Consider the following 22,232-nt stretch of genomic DNA (forward strand, 5'->3'; position numbering starts at 1 on the left):
CGGAGGGATCAGCCCATCGTCGGGATGACGAACTCGGCGGAGTCCTTGATGCCCGAGGGCCAGCGCGAGGTGACCGTCTTCGTCTTCGTGTAGAAGCGAATCGAGTCCGGTCCGTGCTGGTTCAGGTCGCCGAAGCCCGAGCGCTTCCAGCCGCCAAACGTGTGGTAGGCCAGCGGCACCGGGATCGGCACGTTCACGCCGACCATGCCGACGTTGACGCGCGCCGTGAAGTCGCGGGCCGCGTCGCCGTCGCGGGTGAAGATCGCGACGCCGTTGCCGTATTCGTGGTCGCTGGCGAGCGCCAGGCCTTCCTCGTAGTCCTTGGCGCGCACGACGGAGAGCACCGGGCCGAAGATCTCTTCCTTGTAGATGCGCATGTCCGGGGTCACTCGGTCGAACAGGCAGCCGCCCATGAAGAAGCCGTTCTCGTAGCCCTGCATGGTGAAGCCGCGGCCGTCGACGACCAGCTCGGCGCCCTCTTCCACGCCCAGGTCCACGTAGCCGCGCACGCGGTCGAGCGCCGCCTTGGTGACCAGCGGGCCGTAGTCGGCCTCGGCATCGGTGGAGAGCCCGATCTTCAGCGCGTTCACCTTCGGAACCAGCGTCTCCATCAGGCGGTCGGCGGTCTGCTCGCCCACCGGCACGGCGACGGAGATCGCCATGCAGCGCTCGCCGGCGGAGCCGTAGCCGGCGCCGATCAGCGCGTTGGCGGCCTGCTCCATGTCGGCGTCCGGCATGACGATCATGTGGTTCTTGGCGCCGCCGAAGCACTGGGCGCGCTTACCGTGGGCGGCCGCCGTCGCGTAGACGTACTGGGCGATGTCGGAGGAGCCGACGAAGCCGACCGCCTTGATGTCCGGATCGGTGAGGATCGCGTCGACCGATTCCTTGTCGCCGTTGACGACGTTGAGGATGCCGGCCGGAAGCCCCGCCTCCATCATCAGCTCCGCCAGCCGGATCGGCACGGACGGATCGCGCTCGGACGGCTTCAGGATGAAGGCGTTGCCGCAGGCGATCGCCGGCGCGAACTTCCACATCGGGATCATGGCCGGGAAGTTGAACGGGGTGATGCCGGCGACCACGCCGAGCGGCTGGCGCAGCGAGTACATGTCGATCGCCGGACCGGCGCCGTCGGTGAACTCGCCCTTCATCAGGTGCGGCACGCCGATCGCGAACTCCGCGACCTCCAGGCCGCGGATGATGTCGCCCTTCGCGTCGGGCACGGTCTTGCCGTGCTCGGAGGACAGCAGCTCGGCCAGCTCCTCCATGTTCTGGTTCAGGAGATCGACGAACTTCATCATCACGCGGGCGCGGCGCTGCGGGTTCGTCGCGGCCCACTTCGGCTGCGCCTCGACCGCGTTGGCGACCGCCGCGGCGACTTCCGCCTTGGTGGCCAGCGACACCTCGGCCTGCACCTCGCCGGTGTTCGGGTTGTAGACCGGCGAGGTCCGCCCCGAGGCCCCGGCAACGGTCTTGCCGCCAATGAAGTGTCCGATCGTACGCATTCTGTCTCTCCTTGATCCGGCCCCGACGAAAGAAGCGTCAGCCGGCTCCCATCGGAAAATATCGATAATCTGGAGGCCTCATAGCGCAGCTGGCCGCACGGAGAAAGGCCCAGCTTTGCAGGGCAGCTTCTCGCAAACGTGATCGCCGGGGCCGCCACAACGCCCTGCGCCACGTCCATCGTCATGTGTCCAGCGCGTTGCCTCTGCTAGAGTTGGACCCATTCTAAGGCAGCATCAGGGAAGTGTCAGATGAGAACTTTGGCGATCGGACTTGCGGTGGCGCTCGGTGCCTCCTTCGCCCTGTCGACGACGGCCAGCTGGTCGCAGCAGGCCCCGACGGGCATGGCGGCCATCGAGAAGCGCCAGGAGCTGATGAAGTCCGCCGGCCGCGCCACCAAGGCCGCCGGCCAGATGGTCAAGGGCGAGACCGCCTGGGATGCCGCCGCCGCGGAAGCAGCCATGCAGACCCTGGTCGACGTCGGCACCCAGTTCCCGACGCTGTTCCCCGACGATTCCAAGACCGGCGGCAAGACCGAGGCCGCTCCGGCGATCTGGGAGGACAAGGCCGATTTCGAGGCGCACGCCGCCTCGCTCGCGACGGATGCCGAGGCTGCCAAGATGGCGGCCGCCGGTGGCCTCGACGCCTTCAAGCCGGCGTTCGGCAAGGCCGCGGGCAACTGCCGCAGCTGCCACGAGAAGTTCCGCACCGACTGACATCCGGACGGCACATCCTCGTGAGCGCCCGGCCTGACCGGCCGGCAGTCGCCGGACGGGCCGGGCAACCGCGTTCCGTCCGGGCCGGCGCCGGTCGAGCGGTGCAGGCCGGACCAGCAACGGAGCCCCCATGCGGCGCATCCTCCTCGTCCTGATCGTGCTCGCGCTGGTCGGCGCGGCGGCGTTCTGGGTGCTCACCGCACCCACCACCCTCGCCTCGGCCGACCTGCCGGCCCACACGCCCGATCCCGCCAACGGCGAGACGCTGTTCTGGGCGGGCGGCTGCGCGTCGTGCCACGCCGCGCCTGGCGCCAAGGGCGACGATCTCATGAAGCTCGGCGGCGGCGCCGAGCTCGGCTCGCCGCTCGGCGCGTTCACCGTCCCCAACATCTCGCCGGACAAGGCGACGGGCATCGGCGACTGGTCGACAGTCGATTTCGTCAACGCGCTGCGCTTCGGCGTGTCGCCGCAGGGCGAGCACTTCTACCCCGCCTTCCCCTACGCCTCCTACCAGCACATCACGCTGGAGGACCTGATCGACCTGAAGGCGTTCATGGACACGCTGCCGGCCGTCGACAACCGCGTCGCCGCCGCCTCGCTGCCGTTCCCCTTCTCGATCCGCCGTGGCATCGGGCTCTGGAAGCACCTTTACGTGACCGACCCCGGCTTCACGCCCGATCCCGCTCTCTCCGAGACCGAGAACCGCGGCGCCTACCTGGTCACCGGGCCGGGCCACTGCGGCGAGTGCCACACGCCGCGAACGGTGTTCTTCGGTATGGACACCAGCCGCTGGCTGGCCGGCGCACCGGCGCTCGAGGGCACCGGAACCGTCCCGAACATCACGCCCGGAGGCAAGGAGATCAGCGGCTGGAGCGCCTCCGACATCGCCTATTACCTGGAATCCGGCTTTACCCCGGACTACGACGCCGTGGGCGGCGCGATGGCCGGCGTCCAGCAGAACTGGGCGCACGTGCCCGCCGCCGACCGCGAGGCGGTGGCCGCCTATCTCAAGGCCGTGCCCGCCCAGCCGCCGACGGACTGATCGCCGAGAGCGGCATGTCGCTTGCAAGCCGCAAGGCACTGGGCGACAAGGAAGCGAACGCCCGTGCATTGCCGCGCAAGGCTGCGCATGGTGCGCACGGCGCCTGCGATCCCGTCGAGGCGCAGGGGGACACCCATGGTTCGACTCCGCGCACTGGCCATTGCTGCCGTCGGTCTCGCCGCCGTGGTCACCGGCGTCTGCGCGAGCGACCGGCCGCCGCTGCGGATCGCCACCGAGGGTGCCTATCCCCCTTTCAACGCCCGCACCGCCGACGGCGATCTGGTCGGCTTCGACGTCGACATCGCCAGGGCGCTCTGCGACCGCATGGAGAGGGAGTGCGTGTTCGTCGTGCAGGACTGGGAGGGGATGATTCCCGGCCTCATCGCCCGACGCTACGACGCCATCGTCGCTTCCATGGCGATCACCGAGGAGCGCAAGCGGAAAGTCGCATTCACCGACCGGTACTACGCCACGCGGCCGGCCATCGTGGTGCCGCGCGACAGCCCCATCGAGGCGGCGACCGACGCCGGGCTCGCCGGCCGCTCCATCGGCGCCCAGTCGGGCACGACCCACGCCAACTACGCCGAGGCGAAGTTCCCCTCCGCCCGGCTGAAGCTCTATCCGATCCCGCTCTCCTATCAGGAGGAGCTTCAGAACGGCCGCCTGGACGCGGCCATCGACGACCTGATCCTCCTGAGGGGCTGGACCGACAGCGATGCCGGCAAGTGCTGCAGGGTGCTGGCGTCGCTGCCCGTCGACACCGCCATCAACGGCGAGGGCATCGGCATCGCCGTGCGAAAGACGAGCCCCGAACTGACGGACGCGTTCAACGCCGCGATCGCCGCCATCCGTGCCGACGGCACCTACCGGCGCATCAACGACGCCTATTTTCCCTTCGACATCTACGGCGACTAGCACCCGTCCGACCGGGTGGACGGCCCGCTCGGCGGCGCGCCGCGACGGTCCCGTTGCAACCATCGATTATTTAAAGGAAACTTTCGGATCGACCGCCCCGCCCGAGCGCCTCGCCGGGCGGCCGGCGGGGCTTCAATCCGGGACCATGCGACGAACGCGCGGCCCGTCCCCCCTTCCAGAGCCCGTGGAGTGATCCATGCCTTTCCGCCGTCTCCTCGTCTCCGCCGCCATCGCGACCGCCCTGGTCGCCGGCCCCGCCCTCGCCAAGGACTGGAAAGAAGTCCGCATCGGCACGGAGGGCGCCTACCCGCCGTTCAACACGCTGACCTCCGATGGCAAGCTCGAAGGCTTCGACATCGACATCGCCAACGCGCTCTGTGACGAGATGAAGGTCAAGTGCACCTTCGTCACCCAGGACTGGGAAGGCATGATCACCGCGCTGAAGGCCAACAAGTACGACGCCATCATCGCCTCCATGTCGATCACCGACGAGCGCAAGCAGGAGGTCGCCTTCACCAACAAGTACTACAACACGCCCCCCGCCCTGGTGGTCCCGAAGGACTCCAAGCTGACCGAGGGCACCGCCGCCAGCCTGAAGGGCAAGACCATCGGCGCCCAGGCCTCGACCACCTTCGCCAACTACGTCGAGGAGAAGTATCCGGACGCCAACCTGAAGCTCTACCCGACCGCCGAGGAGTACAAGCTCGACCTCCAGAACGGCCGTCTCGACGGCGCGGTCGACGACGTCGTGGTCATCGGCGAGTGGGTGAAGAGCGACGGCACCTGCTGCAAGATCGTCTCGACCCTGCCGGTCGACCCCGCGATCTTCGGCGAGGGCATCGGCATCGCCATCCGCAAGGAGGACAAGGACCTGGTGGAGATGTTCAACAAGGCGATCGTCGCGATCCGCGAGAACGGCACCTACAAGACGATCAACGACAAGTACTTCGAGTTCGACGTCTACGGCGACTGAGCCCTCGCCGGCTCCGCCTTCCGGACCCCGGCGCGCGCCGGGGTCCGCGTCCATCGGGTCCGCCGGCCTGCCGGAACACCGCGCGGCAGCGAGCGGACCGCATAGGCCCGCTTCTTGCTTCCTTCCCAGGCCCAGGCCCTCACGAGAGCGCAAGCCCCCATGCCCGACTGGCTCCATCTTCTCTCGTTCGGTCCCGGCGGCTGGGGCAACCAGATCGCGGCGGGCGCCCTCGTCACCGCAGGCCTGGCGCTGGCCACCCTGCCGTTCGGGCTGTTCCTGGGCTTCGTGGTGGCGCTCGCCAAGAACTCCAGCGAACCCTCGCTGCGCTCCGCGGCCAGCATCTACACCACGGTGTTCCGCGGCCTGCCGGAGCTGCTCACGCTGTTCCTGATCTACTTCGGCGCGCAGATGCTGCTGCAGCGGGTGGCCGGCCTGTTCACCGACCAGCAGGTGCAGATCAGCGGCTTCCTGGCCGGCATGATCGCCCTCGGGCTGGTGTTCTCCTCCTACGCCAGCGAGGTCTTCCTGTCGGCGTTCCGGGGCATCCCGACGGGCCAGTACGAAGGCGCCGCCGCCCTCGGCCTGCCGCGCGGCAAGACGATGCGGCTGGTGGTGTTCCCGCAGCTTATCCGGCTGGCGCTTCCCGGGCTCTCCAACCTCTGGCTGGTGCTCCTGAAGGACACCGCGCTGGTCTCCGTCATCGGGATCCAGGACGTGCTACGCCAGGCCGGCGTGGCGGCGCGGGTGAGCAAGGAAGCGTTCCTGTTCTTCGGCGTCGCCTGCCTGATCTACCTGGTGTTCTCCGTCATCTCGTCGATCGGCATCTCGCGCATCGAGCGCTGGGCCGAGCGGGGGATGTCGCGCTGATGGGCATCCTGTCGCTCGCCCGTCCCGGGACGCCGCCCCGCCCCTGGACCTCCGCGCGCATCCTCGGCAACGCGCTCCTGGCGCTGTGGATCGTGTTCGGGCTCGCCACCGCCTATTTCCTGATCAACGCCTCGGGCATGAACTTCCTCGGCCGCTACGGCCAGAAGCTGCTCGACGGCTTCGTCGTCACCATCCAGCTGGTCCTGCTGTCGCTGGCGATCGGCGCGGCGCTGTCGATCCCGGTGGCCTTCGGGCGGATGTCGAAGAACCCGTTCATCGGGGCGATCGCCTTCGGCTACTCCTACTTCTTCCGCGGCACGCCGCTGATCGCCCAGGCATTCCTGTTCTACTACGGCGCCGGCAGCTTCAGCACCGAACTCAAGTCCATCGGCGCCTGGTGGATCTTCCGCGACGCCTTCACCTGCGCGGTGTTCACCTTCGCGCTCAACACCTCCGCCTACCAGGCCGAGATCCTGCGCGGCGCCATCCGCAGCGTGCCGAAGGGCCAGATGGAGGGCGCCAAGGCGCTCGGCCTGCCCCGCCACGTGATCTTCCTGCGGGTCATCCTCCCCCAGGCCTTCATCATCGCGCTGCGCCCCTACGGCAACGAGATCATCCTGATGGTGAAGGGCTCGGCCATCGCCTCGATCATCACCGTCTACGACCTGATGGGCGAGACCCGGCGCGCCTTCTCCCGCTCCTTCGACTTCCAGGCCTACATGTGGGCCGCCCTGCTCTACCTCTCGATCGTCGAGACGGTGAGCCGCATCTGGACGGTGCTGGAGCGGCGGCTGACCCGCCATCTGCGGCGCCCCACCCAGGCGGCGCCCAGCGCCACCGCGCAGGAAGCCGCCGCCGGCCGCCCGGACGCCACCGTCGACTAGCGCCCTCCCGGCCGGAAATCCTCTGGCGCCGGCGGGCGGATCGATGGCATCGTGCCGGCGCACCGAACCGGCGCCCGCGCCGTGCCGCCCCGGCTGACTGCGGACCGGCGGCGCCCCACTGCCCGCGTATCCCCAGGCGCCCGTCGGCCGGCCGGCCGCACGCCCCCCACCCATGCAGGTTCCGCCATGACCCACCGCAGGCCCGAGGGATCCTCCCACCCCGAGACCATCGCCGTGCAGGCGCTGGGCGCGATCGACGGCGTCACCGGCGGCGTGGTGCCGCCGATCCAGCCGTCGACCACCTTCGCCCGCGAGACCGACTACAGCCTGATGGTGCCGGGCAACGTCTACGCCCGCGACGACGCGCCGACGGTCCGCGAGGCCGAGGCGATCATCGCCGCCATGGAAAGGGCCGCCACCGCGCGCCTGTTCGCCTCCGGCATGGCCGCCATCGCGACGCTGCTGCGGGCCGCCTCCGATCGCCCGATCGTCGTCCAGAAGGGCATCTACTACGGAACCCAGATGTTCGCGCTGCGGGCGCTTGGCGAGAAGGGTGTCGACGTCCGCTGGTTCGAGGCCGACCGGCTCGACACGCTGGCCGAGGCGCTGAAGGACGGCGCGCCCGCCCTGGTCTTCGGCGAGAGCCCGTCGAACCCATGGCTCACCGTCCTCGACATCGCCGCCGCCGCGAAGATCGCCCACGCCCACGGTGCGAAGCTGGCGGTCGATTCCACCGCCGCCACCCCGATCGTCACCACGCCGCTGACGCTGGGCGCCGACTTCGTCGTCCACTCCGCCACCAAGTCGCTCAACGGCCACTCCGACCTGCTGGCCGGCGTCATCGCCACCAACGACGTCGACTCGGCTCTCTGGGCCGCCATCTGCCGCGAGCGCCACGACGCCGGCGCCGTCCTCGGCACGTTCGAGGCCTGGCTCCTGATCCGCGGCATGCGCACCCTCGGCGTGCGCGTCCACGCCGCCAATGCCAACGCCAGCGCGATCGCCGGCTACCTCGCCGGCCACCCGGCGGTGGAAACCGTCCGCTATCCCGGCCTCGTCGATCATCCCCAGCACGCCGTCGCCCGCCGCCAGATGGTCGGCGGCTACGGCAGCCTGATGTCGTTCGACGTCCGCGGCGGCGCGGAGGCGGCGCTCAGGGTCGCCGGGCGGCTGAACCGGATCATCCGCGCCACCTCGCTCGGCGGCATCGAGACGCTGATCGAGCACCGCCGGTCGGTCGAGGATCCGATGACCAACATGCCCGGCGGCCTGCTGCGGCTGTCGGTCGGCATCGAGCACATCCAGGACCTGCTCGACGATCTCGGCCAGGCGCTCGCCCCGCATGCCTGACAGGCGCAGCACTTCGCATTAGGCTCCCCCCAGACCCACCCGCGCCGGGCGAACCGACCCGGCGCCGTTCACACACCACAGCAGGAGACGCGTCATGGCCAAGGTCGCCTTTATCGGGCTCGGAGTGATGGGCTATCCGATGGCCGGGCACCTGAAGACCCGCGGCGGACACGACCTCACCGTCTACAACCGCACCGCCGCCAAGGCGGAAAAGTGGGTTGCCGAGTTCGGCGGCACGGCCGCCCCGACCCCGAAGGCCGCGGCCGAAGGCGCCGACTTCGTGTTCGCCTGCGTCGGCAACGACGACGACCTGCGCGAGGTCACACTCGGGGACGACGGCGCCTTCCACGGCATGGCGAAGGGCGCGATCTTCATCGACAACACCACCGCCTCCGCCGAGATCGCCCGCGAGCTCGCCACCGAGGCCGATGCCCGCGGGTTCGCCGCCCTCGACGCGCCGGTCTCCGGCGGCCAGGCCGGCGCGGAGAACGGCGCGCTGACGGTGATGGTCGGCGGCGGCGCGGACGCCTTCGGCCGCGCCCGCCCGGTGATCGACTGCTACGCCAAGATGATCGGCCACATGGGCGAGGCCGGCGCCGGCCAGCTCACCAAGATGGTCAACCAGATCTGCATCGCCGGGCTGGTCCAGGGCCTGTCGGAAGCCATCAACTTCGCCGGCAAGGCCGATCTCGACGTGGAAAAGGTGATCGGCGTCATCTCCAAGGGCGCCGCCCAGTCGTGGCAGATGGAGAACCGCTGGGAGACCATGCGCGACGGCACGTTCGACTTCGGCTTCGCCGTCGACTGGATGCGCAAGGACCTGGCGATCTGCCTCGCCGAGGCGAACCGGAACGGCGCCCAGCTTCCCGTCACCGCCCTCGTCGACCAGTTCTACAGCGACGTGCAGGCGATGGGCGGCAAGCGCTGGGACACCTCCAGCCTGATCGCCCGCCTCGACCGGAAGTGAACGTTCGAGCGCCTGAGGACTTTCCGCCAACCCATTGAAAAAGGCGCCCTTTCGGGGCGCCTTTATGGCTTTCGGACCTGTCTCGAAACCGCCCGACGAGGCGGAAGCCCAGCCTACTGGCCGGGCGTCCAGGCGTCGTAGTCGCCGGTGGCCGCCGGGCGGTGCGGATCTTCCTGGAGGATCGAGCCCTTCGGCCGGTAGGCGGCCGGCGTGCCGGTCATGTTCGGCCTGGAGGGCTTTTCCCAGGCGCGCGCGGTATAGGTCATCTCGCTCGGCGCCGGCCCGTCCTTGTGGTGGATCCAGCCGTGCCAGCCGGCGGGGATCTTCGTTGCCTCGGCCACGCCGTTGTAGATCACCCAGCGGCGCTGGAAGCCGAGTGTCGGGTCGATCTTGCCGCCGCGGGACCGGTAGTAGCGGTTCCCGAACTCGTCCTCGCCGACGAACTCGCCGGCCAGCCTCGTGTGAAGCCGGGTTCCGAGCGTCGCGGAATGCCACCAGGTGAACAGGTCGAGGAAGAAGCGTTTCAGCACGGCAAGAGCCTCTGTCGATCGTGTGCCGGTTCTCGCCCGCCGGCTCGGGTCAGTCGTGTGCGTTGCGGCGGACTATGGCGTCCGCCCTGCCTCGTGTCCAGCGCCCGCGCGCCGCGCCGTCCCGGCGCAAAGCGTCGCGGGCGATCGGCTCAGACCAGTTCCTTGGTCGACCCGAACGTCAGGTCCGGCCAGCGTTCGGCCGTGTAGTTCAGCTCCCAGGCGCTCTTGGCCAGGTAGACCGGGCTTCCGTCGTTGTCCTCGCCGATCTGCGAGGAGTTCTTCGACAGGAAGTCCTCCACCTTGTCCTTCGGCCCGTGGATCCAGCGCGCCGCCGAATAGGGCGACGCCTCGAAGCCGATCTCCACCTTGTACTCCGCCTTGATGCGATCGATCATCACGTCGAGCTGCAGCGCGCCGACGACGCCGACGATCCAGTCGGAGCCGAGCCGGGTGCGGAACACCTGCGCCAGCCCCTCTTCGGAGAGGTCGTGCAGCGCGCGGCGGATCTGCTTCACCTTCATCGGATCGCCCGAGCGCACCCGGCGCATGATTTCCGGCGCGAAGCGCGGCAGCCCCGTCACCTTCACGTCGGTGCGCTCGCTCAGCGTGTCGCCCACCCGGAGCGTGCCGTGGTTCGGGATGCCGATGATGTCGCCCGGATAGGCCTCCTCGGCGATGTCGCGGTCCTGGGCGAAGAAGAAGATCGGCGCCTGCACGGCCAGCGTCTTGCCGGTGCCCACCTGGTTCAGCCGCATGCCGCGCTTGAAGCGGCCCGAGCAGATGCGGGTGAAGGCGATCCGGTCGCGGTGATTCGGATCCATGTTCGCCTGCACCTTGAAGACGAAGGCGGTGACCTTTTCCTCGGTCGGCACCACCGGCTCCGGCTCGGCCGGCTGCACCCGCGGCGGCGGCGCCCAGGCGGCCAGCCCGTCCAGCAGGTCGGAAACGCAGAAGTCGCGCAGCGCCGAGCCGAAATAGGCCGGCGTCAGGTGCCCTTCCCGGTAGGATTCGATGTCCATCGGCGAACAGGCGGAGCTGGCGAGGTCGGCCTCGGAGCGGAAGTTCTCCAGGATCGCGTCGTCGCCGACGATCTCCGCGAACTTCGGATCCATCACGCCGTTGACGCGCTCCTCCACGTCGAAGAACCCGGCGCCTTCCTTCTTCGGCTTCAGCACCGTGTTGTCGAGCAGGTTGTAGCAGCCCCGGAACTGCGTCCCCATGCCGATCGGCCAGGTGACCGGCGAGACGTCGAGGGCGAGCTTCTCGGAGATCTCGTCCATCAGCTCGAAGGGATCGCGGCCCTCGCGGTCGACCTTGTTGATGAACGTGATGATCGGCACGTCGCGCAACCGGCAGACCTCGAACAGCTTCAGCGTCTGGGTCTCGATGCCCTTCGCCGCGTCGATCACCATGACGGCGGAATCGACCGCCGTCAGCGTCCGGTAGGTGTCCTCGGAGAAGTCCTCATGGCCCGGCGTGTCGAGCAGGTTGAAGGTGATGCCGTCGCGCTCGAAGGTCATCACCGAGCTCGTCACCGAGATGCCGCGCTGCTGCTCGATGGCCATCCAGTCCGACTGGGTGCGCCGCCGCTCGCCGCGCGCGCGCACCTGTCCGGCAAGCCGGATCGCGCCGCCGAAATACAGCAGCTTCTCGGTCAGCGTCGTCTTGCCGGCGTCCGGATGCGAAATGATCGCGAACGTGCGCCGGGTGGCGATTTCGGCCTCGAGCCCGCCGGAGGCGGACTTGCTCTCGAGGGCAGCGTCCATGCGGAGACAGTCCCTTGTTTGATGCCGGCCGGCGACCGTTCGGTCGGCGGCGGGTTGGTCGTGGCCGCCGGTGCGGCCGTGACGGGATGAAGCGGTGCCGCGTCGGCCCGGCGGGCGGTCCCGCCGGCGCCGGATGCGCGAGCCGTCAGTCGGGTGCGCCGATCGGAGCCTGGCCGCGTGCCGGGATCACGACGTCGGCGTCGGACGTGCGCCACTTCCTACCCTCGAATATCCGGGTCCGGATGTCGAGGTCGCCGCCGGCAACCGTGATGATGTTGTAGGCGTTCGGCTCGCCCCTGAGCCGGGTCGACATGGCCGAGGCCGCCTGCACCACCTTCAGGTCCCCGGTGCGGGCCACTTCGGTCGGCGTCACCACCCGGATATAGCCCCGATGGAGGTGTCCCGCCAGAACCAGCCGGACGCCGGCATTGGCGAAGCGCTCCAGCGCCTCGACCGAGCGGCCCACCAGCCGCGTCCGCGGCTCATTCTCGGGCGCCTGGAACGGATGGTGCGCGACGACGATCTTCACCCGGTCCTCGGGTACGCGGGCGAACTCCTGCTCCACCCGGCGGATCTGCCGGCGGCTGATGCGGCCGTGCGCCCAGTTGAGCTCCAGCGCCATCCGCCGCGCGGTGTTCACCCCCACCACCACCACGTCGTCGCCCACGTGCACCGGCTCGGTGGTCTTGTGGATGAAGGTGCGGTAGGCGCGGAACGGATCGGTGAAGCGCTCGAACAGCCGGTAGGGCGAAATGTCGTGGTTGCCGGGCACCGAGAGCCACGGCACGTCCAGGCTGTCGAGATACTGCCGCGCCGCCAGGAACTCCGAATAGTGGGCGCCCTGGGTCAGGTCGCCGGAGACGAGGATCAGGTCGGGGCTGTGGTCCTGGAGGTCGGTGATCAGCGCTTCCGCCGCCTTCTCGTCGACGCGGCCGAAATGCAGGTCCGAGATATGCGCGAGAACCGTCATCTGGCGGCGGCGACCTCGGCGGCGGGTTCCTCCGGTTCACTGGGCACGTCTGTCTCCACGGACCTTTTCGGGCCGATGACGCGCAGCGCCTTCGGCCGGATACGATATTCGAGCGGCGGCGAGACGAGAAAGCTCTCGCCGTCATTCATCAGTCGGACGCTCTTGCGATGGGCGGTGATCCTCACCGTTTCCACCGACAGGCGCTGCAGGTGCCGGTCGTGCCGCCACCGCCCCATGACCATCGCCACGACGAGCCCGATCAGGTGCCACGGCGTGATCGGCTTCAGCGCATAAAGGACAAGCTTGCCGCCGTCGAGAGACGAGCGGGTGAGCACCTTGCCGAACCCTTCCGCGTAGTCGTTGACCACCACCGCCAGCGCGCGGGTGCGCACCGGCTTGTGCTCGCCGCCGGCGTGGATGGTGACGCCCACCGCCGGATAGCGCACCAGCGCGCGAATCCCGGCACGTAGCAGCCGCGCATAGGAGAGCCCGGTGGATTTTCCCCGGAACCGTTCCCGCCGCCGCGCCAGCCGCGACGGCGCGCCGAGGATGGAGCTGCCGATGAAGATGCGGCCGTTCACCTCGCCCACGTCGATGGCCCGCACCTCGCCGTCGGCGATCAGGCGAATCGCGTCGGCGATCGCCAGCGGCAGGCCGAGTTCGTGGGCGAGCACGTTCATGGTGCCGGCCGGAATCACCGCCAGCACGGTGTCGGTGCCGGCGAAGGCCTCGGCGCCGGCCATGATGGTGCCGTCGCCGCCGGCCACCGCCACGGTGCCCATGCCGCTGTCGCGCGCCTCCTGCAACTGCGCCGCGATGTCGGTGGCGCCGGCGCTGGCGTAGACGGCGTCGATGCCCGCCTCGGCGAACAGCGTCCGGATCTGGCCGGCAAAGTCCTCCTGGTCGAGGCCTGCCCCCGACCGCGGATTGATGACCACGAAGCACCGCACCGTTTTTTCCACCTGTCGGCACCCATCCGTCCCGCCGCGCGGACCTGTCGTCCCGCTTAAACGAACCGGAAACTGCGGGGTTCCGCGGGCCGCCCGGGGTTCGTCCCCGCTATTCACAGCCCGCACCAACATATGGTCGATAATAGGGATGGACACACAATAGCTAGCGTCAGCTCCCTTGACCGTCGGTTCCGACTCGCACTAGTCTCAGACCCATCGACAGCCCGATCCGAACGGTCAGTGCGGGCACCCCTCATATAGCAAATTTCAGCGGCGACGGCGCGATATGCGTCGGCGATGGGGGATGGTGCGCGCGATTTTCCAGAGGGTGCATCGACTCGTCGCGATCGGGGCCGCCGACACTTCATATAGTGTTAACGACCCCTCGTGCGTACTACATAGAGAATCGGCGATTCCAATCGGCGGAGGTTTGATGTAACCTTCGCCGTGCGGTGCGCCGGGTGACATTTCGGGCGCCCCGGCCGCGCCAGACAGCTTCAAGGGACACGAAACGATGCGGATCGAACGACGCTACACGAAGGCTGGCCAGTCGGCCTATGACGGCATCGAATTCCGTCAGTCGACGAGCGAGATCCGCAATCCCGACGGCTCGGTCGTGTTCCGCCTGGAGAACATCGCCGTGCCGGCCGCCTGGAGCCAGGTGGCGACCGACGTGCTCGCCCAGAAGTACTTCCGCAAGGCGGGCGTGCCGACGGCGCTGAAGCGCGTCGAGGAAGAGACCGTGCCGAGCTGGCTGTGGCGCTCCACCGCCGACACCGCGGCGCTCGCCAAGCTGCCGAAGGAGAAGCGCGCCGGACCGGAGATGGACGCCCGCCAGGTGTTCGACCGTCTCGCCGGCACCTGGACCTACTGGGGCTGGAAGGGCGGCTACTTCGACGGCGAGGAGGACGCCCGCGCCTTCTTCGACGAGCTCGCCTACATGCTCGCCACCCAGAAGGTGGCGCCGAACTCGCCGCAGTGGTTCAACACCGGCCTGCACTGGGCCTACGGCATCGACGGCCCGAGCCAGGGCCACTTCTACGTCGACCACAAGACCGGCGAGCTGACCCGCTCGAAGACCGCCTACGAGCACCCGCAGCCGCACGCCTGCTTCATCCAGTCGGTCACCGACGACCTCGTCAACGACTCGGGCATCATGGACCTGTGGGTGCGCGAGGCGCGCCTCTTCAAGTACGGCTCCGGCACCGGCTCCAACTTCTCCATGCTGCGTGGTGAGGGCGAGCCGCTCTCCGGCGGCGGCCGCTCGTCCGGCCTGATGAGCTTCCTGCGCATCGGCGACCGCGCCGCCGGCGCCATCAAGTCCGGCGGCACCACCCGCCGCGCCGCCAAGATGGTCGTCGTCGACGTCGACCACCCGGACATCGAGGCCTACGTCAACTGGAAGGTCCGCGAGGAGCAGAAGGTGGCGGCGCTCGTCACCGGCTCCAAGACCGTGAAGAAGCACCTCGCCGCCATCATGAAGGCGTGCGTGAACTGCGAGGGCTCGGGCGACGACTGCTTCCTGCCGGAGAAGAACCCGGCCCTGAAGCGCGAGATCCGCGCCGCCAAGAAGGCGATGGTGCCGGACAACTACATCCAGCGCGTCATGCAGTTCGCCCGCCAGGGCTACTCCGAGATCGAGTTCCCGATCTTCGACACCGACTGGGACTCCGAGGCCTACCTCACCGTCTCCGGCCAGAACTCCAACAACTCCGTCCGCGTCACCGATGCGTTCCTCAACGCGGTGGAGGCCGGCGGCGACTGGAACCTGATGCGCCGCACCGACGGCAAGCTCGCCAAGACCATCAAGGCGGACGAGCTGTGGGAGAAGATCGGCCACGCCGCGTGGGCCTCGGCCGACCCGGGCATCCAGTTCCACACCACCATCAACGACTGGCACACCTGCCCGGCCGGCGGCGACATCCGCGCCTCCAATCCGTGCTCGGAGTACATGTTCCTCGACGACACGGCCTGCAATCTCGCCTCGGCGAACCTCTTGCAGTTCCGGGCCGAGGACGGCGTCTTCGACGTGGACTCCTTCGAGCACGCCGTGCGGCTGTGGACCCTCGTCCTGGAGGTCTCGGTGATGATGGCGCAGTTCCCCTCGCCGCAGATCGCCAAGCTCTCCTACGACTACCGCACGCTCGGCCTCGGCTACGCCAACATCGGCGGCCTCCTGATGACCTCCGGCATCCCCTACGATTCCGACGAGGGCCGCGCCATCTGCGGCGCCATCACCGCGGTGATGACCGGCGTCTCCTACGCCACCTCCGCCGAGATCGCCCGCGACCTCGGGCCCTTCCCCGAGTACGCCAACAACCGCGACTCCATGCTGCGGGTCATCCGCAACCATCGCCGCGCCGCCCACGGCGAGGCCGCCGGCTACGAGGCGCTCAGCACCCTGCCGGTGCCGCTCGACCACGCCTCCTGCCCGGACAAGACGCTCGTCGCGCATGCCCGCGCCGCCTGGGACCGCGCTCTCGAGCTCGGCGAGCGCCATGGCTACCGCAACGCCCAGTCGACGGTGATCGCGCCGACCGGCACCATCGGCCTGGTGATGGACTGCGACACCACCGGCATCGAGCCCGACTTCGCGCTGGTGAAGTTCAAGAAGCTCGCCGGCGGCGGCTACTTCAAGATCATCAACCAGGCGGTGCCGCAGGCGCTGCGCGGGCTCGGCTACAGCGAGGCGCAGATCGCCGACGTCATCACCTACGCGGTCGGCAACGGCACGCTGGTGGGCTCGCCCACCCTCGGCCATGACGCGCTGAAGGCGAAGGGCTTCACCGACGAGAAGATCGCCGCGATCGAGGCCGGCCTGAAGGCGGCGTTCGACATCCGCTTCGCCTTCACCAAGTGGTCGCTCGGCGAGGCCTTCCTCACCGAGAGCCTCGGCATCCCGGCCGACAAGCTCGACGACCCGTCCTTCGACGTGCTCGCCGAGCTCGGCTTCCCGAAGGCCGAGATCGAGGCCGCCAACATCTACGTCTGCGGCGCGATGACCGTCGAGGGCGCACCCCACCTGAAGGACGAGCACCTGCCGGTGTTCGACTGCGCCAACCCGTGCGGCCGCATCGGCAAGCGCTACCTCTCGGTGTCGAGCCACATCCACATGATGGCCGCCGCCCAGCCGTTCATCTCCGGCGCGATCTCCAAGACGATCAACATGCCGAACGATGCGACGGTGGACGACTGCAAGCAGGCCTACATGACCTCCTGGCGCCTGGCCCTGAAGGCGAACGCCCTCTACCGCGACGGCTCCAAGCTCTCGCAGCCCCTCAACAGCCAGATCCTCTCCGACGACGAGGACGAGGCGGAGGAGCAGGCCGAGGCGATGGCCGCCACCCAGCCGGCCCAGGCCCGCGCGGCGGTCGCCGCCGAGCGGATCGTCGAGCGGATCGTCGAGCGGGCCGTCCGCGACCGGGATCCGATGCCGAACCGCCGCAAGGGCTACACCCAGAAGGCGATCGTCGGCGGCCACAAGGTCTACCTGCGCACCGGCGAGTACGACGACGGGCGCATCGGCGAGATCTTCATCGACATGCACAAGGAGGGCGCGGCCTTCCGGGCGATGATGAACAACTTCGCCATCGCCATCTCGCTCGGCCTCCAGTACGGCGTGCCGCTGGAGGAATATGTCGACGCCTTCACCTTCACCCGGTTCGAGCCGGCCGGCATGGTCCAGGGCAACGAGGCGATCAAGAACGCCACGTCGATCCTCGACTACGTGTTCCGCGAGCTGGCGGTCTCCTATCTCGACCGCCACGACCTGGCGCACGTGCAGCCGGAGGACATGGGCTCCACGACCATCGGCCGCGGCGTGGAGGGCGACAAGCCCAACAACATCGCCCCGGTGTCCCATGGCCTTGTCCGCGGCCAGACCCAGCGCTTCCAGGTGGTGAAGGGCGAGCCGCGCGGCGCGGCCGGTGCCGGCGCCACCGCCCATGTGGCGGCCACGGTGACCGCGATCCGCACCGACGTGCAGACCGCCTTCCACCGCGAGGTGGAGGTCGAGGTGCAGGAGGAAGAGGAGGTCCACCGCGACGTCCACGGCCTCCACGACGCCGATCCGGCCACGAAGGACAAGAACGCCCGCAAGCAGAAGGCCAGCAAAGTCGCGCTGGCCCGCCTGCAGGGCTACGAGGGCGAAGCCTGCGGCGAATGCGGCAACTTCACCATGGTCCGCAACGGCACTTGCCTGAAGTGCGACACCTGCGGCTCCACCAGCGGCTGCAGCTGATCCTTACAGCCTGCGCGACAAAAACAAACGGCCGGGCAGAAATGCCCGGCCGTTCTGCGTTTCAGGGGGGGGATTCGAACCCGCGACCTGCAACGCACAAGGTCGGTTGGCATAGGCCTAGGTTTGGCGGGATCAACCGGGATTTGCCGGAATCACGCGGAAACCGACGTAATCTCAACGACATAAGCAGGATTAGCGCTCGCACATAGTTCCCTGTCCAGACGGTCCGGACTGCCAACCAAACTTACGCCGCCCTTGCGACTCCACCGATCGCCAGATCCGCGGGCAGCCCTAAGTCATTCAAAAACAAACGAAGTAATCCGAGCTTGGGAATATTATAGAGCGCGAATGTGAGACGTGCCGGATCGATGAGTGTTCTGATCGTGACGGCCTCCGGGGGCATTGGGCTGGGAGGGCTAGCAACGATTGAAGCTAATCACCTATTTTGGATTCATCAAGAAACGGAACAACAATATCAAAGTCGTCCTTGAGAACCATTCTCAATCTTTCCAAGTCCTTACAGCCTAGAATCTTATTATATTGTTGAAATCTAAAGAAAGAAATGTAATCGTCGAACTCCGGTCGCCAGTAAATTTCAATTTTCTCACTTTTCCAGACCAGAATATCGTCAGGCCGAAGCCGTTTCATTCCAGTTGACGCGCACGGCACATAACCAAGTATTTCACGGGATCCGTCATCAAGTAGCTCATATACCATTCTTACGGTTATTCGCTCCCGAGCGTCGGCTGCTGAGCGCAAATCATTTGATGAAATGGGTGGGTGCAGCAATCTTACAAACATTCCTTCGTTTGAAAGCGCAGTTAGTAGCGGCGCGAAATCGCCGTCCCCAGAAAGCAGCGTTGCTTCGGTCATGTTTCTTCGGATTGTGTGGACGAGCATGTCTACAGCGATCATGACATCAACCTTTTTCTGCTCAAGGCCGCGCCCGCTCCGGTATCTTGCGTCACCTTCATTCACCCGGAATCGATCAACCGTCGATATCTGCGCATGAAGCTTGGTCGCCTCATCTTTCTCTTGGTTGTACTCATCGGCTGATTGTTTCGGGCGCCGCGCAGGCAGTGAATCATAGTAGTATATTTTATCGTACTTAATATGGAATTGACTCCATTGGATCGATAACTTTCGCCCGCCACAATATCGATCTGAAATACTTCGCAATCGCTCTCGAAGGCACTCGCCATCAATAAATAAGTAGTGGGTCATTGCCTCTCCATTTCGACCAGAGGTGTTCTGGATTATGTTGGATCCACGGCAAAGCGTCATGGAATTTTCGCGGCAAGACTAGACTTCAGCCATTTAACTTCGGGTCGCCTATGGGCCGGTCGTATCTTTCTCCTGTACCCACGATCTTCAACATCTCCTCCGGCAACGGCCGTTGCAATCCTAGGGCCTCTTTCATCGGCGCCGACATCCAGACGTCCATCTCTTCTTCGCTCGTAAGGATCACCGGCATCGCCTTGGAGTGGACCGGGCATACTACCTCATTCGGCTCCGTGGTGAGGAAGCCGAAGAGTTCGTGCTCGCCCTCCTCGGGTGCCTTCTGCGTGCCGCGCGTGCCCGTCCAGCGGCCCCAGATGCCAGCGAAGGCAAAGAGCGGACGCTCCTCAGACAGAGCAAACCAGGTCCATACCTTGCGTCCGTCCGGGCCAGGCTCGTCGCTCGGCTCGCAAAAGGAAGTCGCCACCACCAGGCAGCGCGATTCCGGCCCCGTCCAGCGCCGCCAGTGCGGCGAGGCGACGTTGCGGATATTGGTAACGCCTCGGTCGACCGGGCCCTTGAGGTACCGCGGCGGGGTCGGCATTCCCCATCGCAGCATCACGAGTTCCCGCTCACCGTCGTCGCCGGCCCGAACGACGGGGGCGAACATGTCCGGGAATACCGCCGGGAGCGGCGGCAAATTCCCCACCCGATCACGCATCGAGCGCGTGAACTGGACGATCGCCTGCTGGCCCTTGGTGATGCTGTAAAGGTTGCACATGCCGCACTTTGTCCGGCGGGCGTGTGCCACGCAACTGTCGCAGCTGGAGACCTTTCACTGCACCTGCGTAGTCGCCTTCGCTTCTGGAGCCCGCTCCGGGTGCTCGTTTGCGACCAGATGCGCCATCCCGAGAAGGTAGGAGAGGAACGTCAGGTCGGCATCCAGTGACATGTCTCGGAGCTCGCACGTGATCGAGCCAACATAGTTTGCGACGTCCGTCGCCGACGCTGCACGCTTCTTGCTGCCCATCTCGCCGCCACCCCGACCGCTGGTTGATAGGAGATCATCTCACAATTGTAAGGTGTGTAAAGAACGATTTCCAACCGTTGGGCGTTAATTTCGGCCCACCCCCAGCACCCCGTCCAGCCAATCCAGCGTGCGGCGATTCAGGAGCGAGCGGTTCATCATCTCGCAGTGGTCGCCCGCCCCCTCGGCGCTGGTGAAGCGGATCAGCGTCTTCGGGCAGGAGAGCCCGTCCATCACCCTCTGCGCCGAGGCCGAGCGCGTGTCGTCGCCGGCCGCCGCCAGCAGCGTCGGGCAGCGGATCTCGCCGGCCCGGCCGTCCAGCGTGAACGCCGCCGCCGACGCGAGATAGCCGCGCAGGTCCCGGACCCCGTGCACCCAGTAGCCGCGCTGCACGAAACTCCAGCGCAGCTGGCGATTGCCCTCGATCGCATCGTTCAGCCGGGAGATGATGGCATCGTCGGGGTCGGCGAGATTGGTCGAGGCATCGACCGCGATGCCGAGCTTCGCCGCAAGGGGGGTGAAGCCGGCCAGCATGCTCCACAGCGCCGGGTCGAGGATCAGCGCCGCCAGCCGGTGCTCGCCCGTCGCGGCCCGCGCGGCGAGATGCCCGCCGAGGCTCCAGCCGGAGAGCGCGATGCGCCGGGGATCGATCCCGGGCAGCTCCAGCGCCGCGTCGACCACGGCGGCGATCACGGTTTCCCAGTCCGGCCGCAGCGGCACCCTCTGCTCGTAGAGCAGGCCGCCCTGCCCCGGCCCGTCGAAGACCAGCACGTGATAGCCACGCCGCGTCGCCGCCACGGCCGAGGCGAAATACATGTCGGTGACGGTGCCGTCGTAGCCGTTGGTGAGGATCAGCAGCGGCCGCGTCTCGTCCGCCCGCCCCTCGGCCCGCAGCAGATAGGCGGGCATGGTGAGATCGCCGAGCGGAATGCCCATCGGCGTCACCGCCGGGTCGCCGAGCGCGAGCCCCCGGTCGAAGGCGGCCATCTGCCGGCGGTAGGCCGCGAGCAGCCGCGGGTTCACCGGGGCGCCGAAGATCGGGTGATAGGCGGCGCCGTAGAAGCAGGCCGCCCGCAGCCAGCCCTCGCGCGCGCTGGCGCGCCGTCCGGCCGCCTCGTTCTCCGCCGCCTCGGCGGCAAGCCGGTCGCCCGCGGCGCACCAGGCGTCGCAGAAGGCGTCGTCGTCGCCGTCGCCGACCGCCGCCGCGACCGCGCGGACCTCGCCATAGTCGGCGCCGCCGGTGGGGATGTAGCCGAGCGGCCAGGTCCCGAACTCGTCGTGCAGGTCGTCCTTGAACAGCAGCCCCATCGCTCCCCCTCCCGGCACCCGCCGGCGCGCCCCTTGAAGCGGCCAATGAGCGGCCCGTGCGCGTCCCCCGGACGCGCAGCAGACCCGGCGGGATGACAGTATGCACCGGCGATCGTTGGGTGGGGACAATCCACGGGCAGTCCGAAAAAATTCCTTCCCAGTGAACAATCCCGCCGGTTGCGCGTTGATAATATGCAACGCAGGCAATCAGTTAGCGGAGAACAATCCCATGGCTACGAACCCTCCCGTCGGCGACGGACACCGCAACGGCGCGGTGCGCGACCGCTCCCAGGTGAAGAACCCGCAGGACGTCTGGACCAAGCGCGACGCCGAGACCGGCCAGTTCATGGACCAGAAGCAGGACGACCAGCCGTTCAAGGGCGTTCGCAAGGAGAAGTAGGGCGACCGCCCGCCTCTCCCCCCAAAGCGAGCCCCGCGAAAAGGGCACCGAACCACCGGGATTTCCCGGCCGCGTTCGGTGCCCTTTTCCGTGTCTCCGGGTCGGTCAGCGGCCAGCGCCCTGCCCGTTCAGCCCCGCGCCCGGCGGTCGGCCTGGGTGCGCCCGTCGTAGCCCCAGGCGTCGGCGGGGAGCTGGCGGACGATGACGTAGGTGGCGATCGGCAGCGCCGCGCCCAGCACGTCGCGCAGCATCGCCGCCGCCGCCGCGATGAAGCCCGCCTTCTCCGCCTCGCTGTTCGTTCCCTCGGTGACGGCCGCCTCCACATGCGCCGCCCGCGGCGCCGGCGCGCCGCCCACCGTCCACGTCCCCGCCGCCGGCTCGACGAACACGGCGGTGAGCTCCTTCTTCTTTCCCATCACCTCCGCCATCAGGCGGGTCATCTCCGCGGCGACGCGGCCGGACTGGTCCGCCGACAGCGGCTCGCCATGAATGCGCACGTGAACGAAGGGCATCTTGCATCTCCCGGGCCGACCACCGGCCTTGACGACGCAGGTGTCGCACGGCACGATCATTTGGAAAATTTGGAATTTCTTGCGATCCATTCAG

20 protein-coding genes are annotated in these 22,232 nt (G+C 67.7%); 10 read left to right on the forward strand and 10 right to left on the reverse strand.

Annotation, left to right across the window (positions count from 1 at the left end; genetic code table 11):
• Positions 1-8 precede the first annotated feature (8 nt).
• Positions 9-1,505 carry a CoA-acylating methylmalonate-semialdehyde dehydrogenase gene (locus AB7M35_RS03910; RefSeq protein WP_453957436.1) on the reverse strand — a complete coding sequence of 499 codons (1,497 nt, stop codon included), beginning with the start codon at positions 1,503-1,505 and terminating at the stop codon, positions 9-11.
• Between the two features lie 249 nt (positions 1,506-1,754).
• Between AB7M35_RS03910 and AB7M35_RS03915 the strand changes: the two genes are divergently transcribed.
• The 8 genes from AB7M35_RS03915 (at position 1,755) to AB7M35_RS03950 (ending at position 9,217) form a co-directional block, all read left to right on the forward strand.
• Complete coding sequence (locus AB7M35_RS03915) at positions 1,755-2,219, forward strand: c-type cytochrome (RefSeq protein ID WP_453957438.1); 465 nt, start codon at positions 1,755-1,757, stop codon at positions 2,217-2,219.
• A 130-nt stretch (positions 2,220-2,349) separates the two neighbouring features.
• A complete protein-coding gene (locus tag AB7M35_RS03920; RefSeq protein ID WP_453957439.1) occupies positions 2,350-3,261 on the forward strand; it encodes a c-type cytochrome in 912 nt (303 codons plus the stop codon).
• Positions 3,262-3,396: 135 nt separating this feature from the next.
• Entirely contained in the window at positions 3,397-4,176 is a 780-nt protein-coding gene (locus AB7M35_RS03925; RefSeq protein WP_453957440.1) for a transporter substrate-binding domain-containing protein, read from the forward strand.
• Positions 4,177-4,372: 196 nt separating this feature from the next.
• A complete protein-coding gene (locus tag AB7M35_RS03930; protein ID WP_453957441.1) occupies positions 4,373-5,149 on the forward strand; it encodes an ABC transporter substrate-binding protein in 777 nt (258 codons plus the stop codon).
• A gap of 159 nt (positions 5,150-5,308) precedes the next feature.
• Positions 5,309-6,016, forward strand: a complete 708-nt coding sequence (locus AB7M35_RS03935; RefSeq protein WP_453957443.1) for an ABC transporter permease — start codon at positions 5,309-5,311, stop codon at positions 6,014-6,016.
• Positions 6,016-6,900 (forward strand): ABC transporter permease, encoded by an 885-nt coding sequence (locus AB7M35_RS03940; RefSeq protein WP_453957445.1) that lies wholly within the window; start codon positions 6,016-6,018, stop codon positions 6,898-6,900. The genes AB7M35_RS03935 and AB7M35_RS03940 overlap by 1 nt, the downstream gene beginning before the upstream one ends.
• 186 nt (positions 6,901-7,086) lie before the next feature.
• Entirely contained in the window at positions 7,087-8,250 is a 1,164-nt protein-coding gene (locus AB7M35_RS03945; RefSeq protein ID WP_453957446.1) for a trans-sulfuration enzyme family protein, read from the forward strand.
• Positions 8,251-8,344: 94 nt separating this feature from the next.
• Positions 8,345-9,217: an NAD(P)-dependent oxidoreductase gene (locus AB7M35_RS03950; RefSeq protein ID WP_453957447.1), complete on the forward strand. Its 873-nt coding sequence runs from the start codon at positions 8,345-8,347 to the stop codon at positions 9,215-9,217.
• 113 nt (positions 9,218-9,330) lie between these two features.
• Here AB7M35_RS03950 and AB7M35_RS03955 read toward each other — a convergent pair whose 3' ends face one another.
• The 4 genes from AB7M35_RS03955 to AB7M35_RS03970 all read right to left on the reverse strand — a co-directional run bounded on the left by AB7M35_RS03955 (position 9,331) and on the right by AB7M35_RS03970 (position 13,433).
• Entirely contained in the window at positions 9,331-9,744 is a 414-nt protein-coding gene (locus tag AB7M35_RS03955; protein WP_453960603.1) for an NADH:ubiquinone oxidoreductase subunit NDUFA12, read from the reverse strand.
• Between the two features lie 152 nt (positions 9,745-9,896).
• Positions 9,897-11,513, reverse strand: coding sequence for a peptide chain release factor 3 (locus AB7M35_RS03960; protein WP_453957449.1), 1,617 nt, complete (start codon positions 11,511-11,513; stop codon positions 9,897-9,899).
• Between the two features lie 145 nt (positions 11,514-11,658).
• Positions 11,659-12,483, reverse strand: a complete 825-nt coding sequence (locus tag AB7M35_RS03965; protein ID WP_453957451.1) for a metallophosphoesterase family protein — start codon at positions 12,481-12,483, stop codon at positions 11,659-11,661.
• Positions 12,480-13,433 (reverse strand): diacylglycerol/lipid kinase family protein, encoded by a 954-nt coding sequence (locus tag AB7M35_RS03970; protein ID WP_453957452.1) that lies wholly within the window; start codon positions 13,431-13,433, stop codon positions 12,480-12,482. The genes AB7M35_RS03965 and AB7M35_RS03970 overlap by 4 nt, the downstream gene beginning before the upstream one ends.
• A 514-nt stretch (positions 13,434-13,947) precedes the next feature.
• Between AB7M35_RS03970 and AB7M35_RS03975 the strand changes: the two genes are divergently transcribed.
• A complete protein-coding gene (locus AB7M35_RS03975; RefSeq protein ID WP_453957454.1) occupies positions 13,948-17,673 on the forward strand; it encodes a vitamin B12-dependent ribonucleotide reductase in 3,726 nt (1,241 codons plus the stop codon).
• Positions 17,674-18,105: 432 nt separating this feature from the next.
• Here the strand turns inward: AB7M35_RS03975 and AB7M35_RS03980 are convergent, their stop codons facing one another.
• The 4 genes from AB7M35_RS03980 to AB7M35_RS03995 all read right to left on the reverse strand — a co-directional run bounded on the left by AB7M35_RS03980 (position 18,106) and on the right by AB7M35_RS03995 (position 21,226).
• Complete coding sequence (locus AB7M35_RS03980) at positions 18,106-18,897, reverse strand: NYN domain-containing protein (protein ID WP_453957456.1); 792 nt, start codon at positions 18,895-18,897, stop codon at positions 18,106-18,108.
• Positions 18,898-18,982: 85 nt separating this feature from the next.
• Entirely contained in the window at positions 18,983-19,672 is a 690-nt protein-coding gene (locus AB7M35_RS03985; protein ID WP_453957458.1) for an SOS response-associated peptidase, read from the reverse strand.
• Positions 19,673-19,726: 54 nt separating this feature from the next.
• A complete protein-coding gene (locus AB7M35_RS03990; protein ID WP_453957460.1) occupies positions 19,727-19,921 on the reverse strand; it encodes a hypothetical protein in 195 nt (64 codons plus the stop codon).
• An 84-nt stretch (positions 19,922-20,005) separates the two neighbouring features.
• Complete coding sequence (locus AB7M35_RS03995; protein WP_453957461.1) at positions 20,006-21,226, reverse strand: alpha/beta hydrolase family protein; 1,221 nt, start codon at positions 21,224-21,226, stop codon at positions 20,006-20,008.
• A 229-nt stretch (positions 21,227-21,455) separates the two neighbouring features.
• Between AB7M35_RS03995 and AB7M35_RS04000 the strand changes: the two genes are divergently transcribed.
• Positions 21,456-21,626 (forward strand): hypothetical protein, encoded by a 171-nt coding sequence (locus tag AB7M35_RS04000; RefSeq protein ID WP_453957463.1) that lies wholly within the window; start codon positions 21,456-21,458, stop codon positions 21,624-21,626.
• 128 nt (positions 21,627-21,754) lie between these two features.
• On the opposite strand, the gene AB7M35_RS04005 is transcribed toward AB7M35_RS04000, so the two are convergent.
• A complete protein-coding gene (locus tag AB7M35_RS04005; RefSeq protein ID WP_453957465.1) occupies positions 21,755-22,138 on the reverse strand; it encodes a tautomerase family protein in 384 nt (127 codons plus the stop codon).
• Positions 22,139-22,232: the final 94 nt, after the last annotated feature.

This window comes from Amorphus suaedae (assembly GCF_053629675.1).

Bases quoted from the DNA above. Each gene is read 5' to 3' on its own strand.
- AB7M35_RS03930 (WP_453957441.1), top strand. From the start codon at position 4,373: ATGCCTTTCCGCCGTCTCCTCGTCTCCGCCGCCATCGCGACCGCCCTG.
- AB7M35_RS03960 (WP_453957449.1), bottom strand. From the start codon at position 11,513: ATGGACGCTGCCCTCGAGAGCAAGTCCGCCTCCGGCGGGCTCGAGGCC.
- AB7M35_RS03925 (WP_453957440.1), top strand. From the start codon at position 3,397: ATGGTTCGACTCCGCGCACTGGCCATTGCTGCCGTCGGTCTCGCCGCC.
- AB7M35_RS03980 (WP_453957456.1), bottom strand. From the start codon at position 18,897: ATGACCCACTACTTATTTATTGATGGCGAGTGCCTTCGAGAGCGATTG.
- AB7M35_RS03985 (WP_453957458.1), bottom strand. From the start codon at position 19,672: ATGTGCAACCTTTACAGCATCACCAAGGGCCAGCAGGCGATCGTCCAG.
- AB7M35_RS03995 (WP_453957461.1), bottom strand. From the start codon at position 21,226: ATGGGGCTGCTGTTCAAGGACGACCTGCACGACGAGTTCGGGACCTGG.
- AB7M35_RS03945 (WP_453957446.1), top strand. From the start codon at position 7,087: ATGACCCACCGCAGGCCCGAGGGATCCTCCCACCCCGAGACCATCGCC.
- AB7M35_RS03915 (WP_453957438.1), top strand. From the start codon at position 1,755: ATGAGAACTTTGGCGATCGGACTTGCGGTGGCGCTCGGTGCCTCCTTC.
- AB7M35_RS03935 (WP_453957443.1), top strand. From the start codon at position 5,309: ATGCCCGACTGGCTCCATCTTCTCTCGTTCGGTCCCGGCGGCTGGGGC.
- AB7M35_RS03920 (WP_453957439.1), top strand. From the start codon at position 2,350: ATGCGGCGCATCCTCCTCGTCCTGATCGTGCTCGCGCTGGTCGGCGCG.
- AB7M35_RS04000 (WP_453957463.1), top strand. From the start codon at position 21,456: ATGGCTACGAACCCTCCCGTCGGCGACGGACACCGCAACGGCGCGGTG.
- AB7M35_RS03940 (WP_453957445.1), top strand. From the start codon at position 6,016: ATGGGCATCCTGTCGCTCGCCCGTCCCGGGACGCCGCCCCGCCCCTGG.
- AB7M35_RS03910 (WP_453957436.1), bottom strand. From the start codon at position 1,505: ATGCGTACGATCGGACACTTCATTGGCGGCAAGACCGTTGCCGGGGCC.
- AB7M35_RS04005 (WP_453957465.1), bottom strand. From the start codon at position 22,138: ATGCCCTTCGTTCACGTGCGCATTCATGGCGAGCCGCTGTCGGCGGAC.
- AB7M35_RS03975 (WP_453957454.1), top strand. From the start codon at position 13,948: ATGCGGATCGAACGACGCTACACGAAGGCTGGCCAGTCGGCCTATGAC.
- AB7M35_RS03990 (WP_453957460.1), bottom strand. From the start codon at position 19,921: ATGGGCAGCAAGAAGCGTGCAGCGTCGGCGACGGACGTCGCAAACTAT.
- AB7M35_RS03965 (WP_453957451.1), bottom strand. From the start codon at position 12,483: ATGACGGTTCTCGCGCATATCTCGGACCTGCATTTCGGCCGCGTCGAC.
- AB7M35_RS03950 (WP_453957447.1), top strand. From the start codon at position 8,345: ATGGCCAAGGTCGCCTTTATCGGGCTCGGAGTGATGGGCTATCCGATG.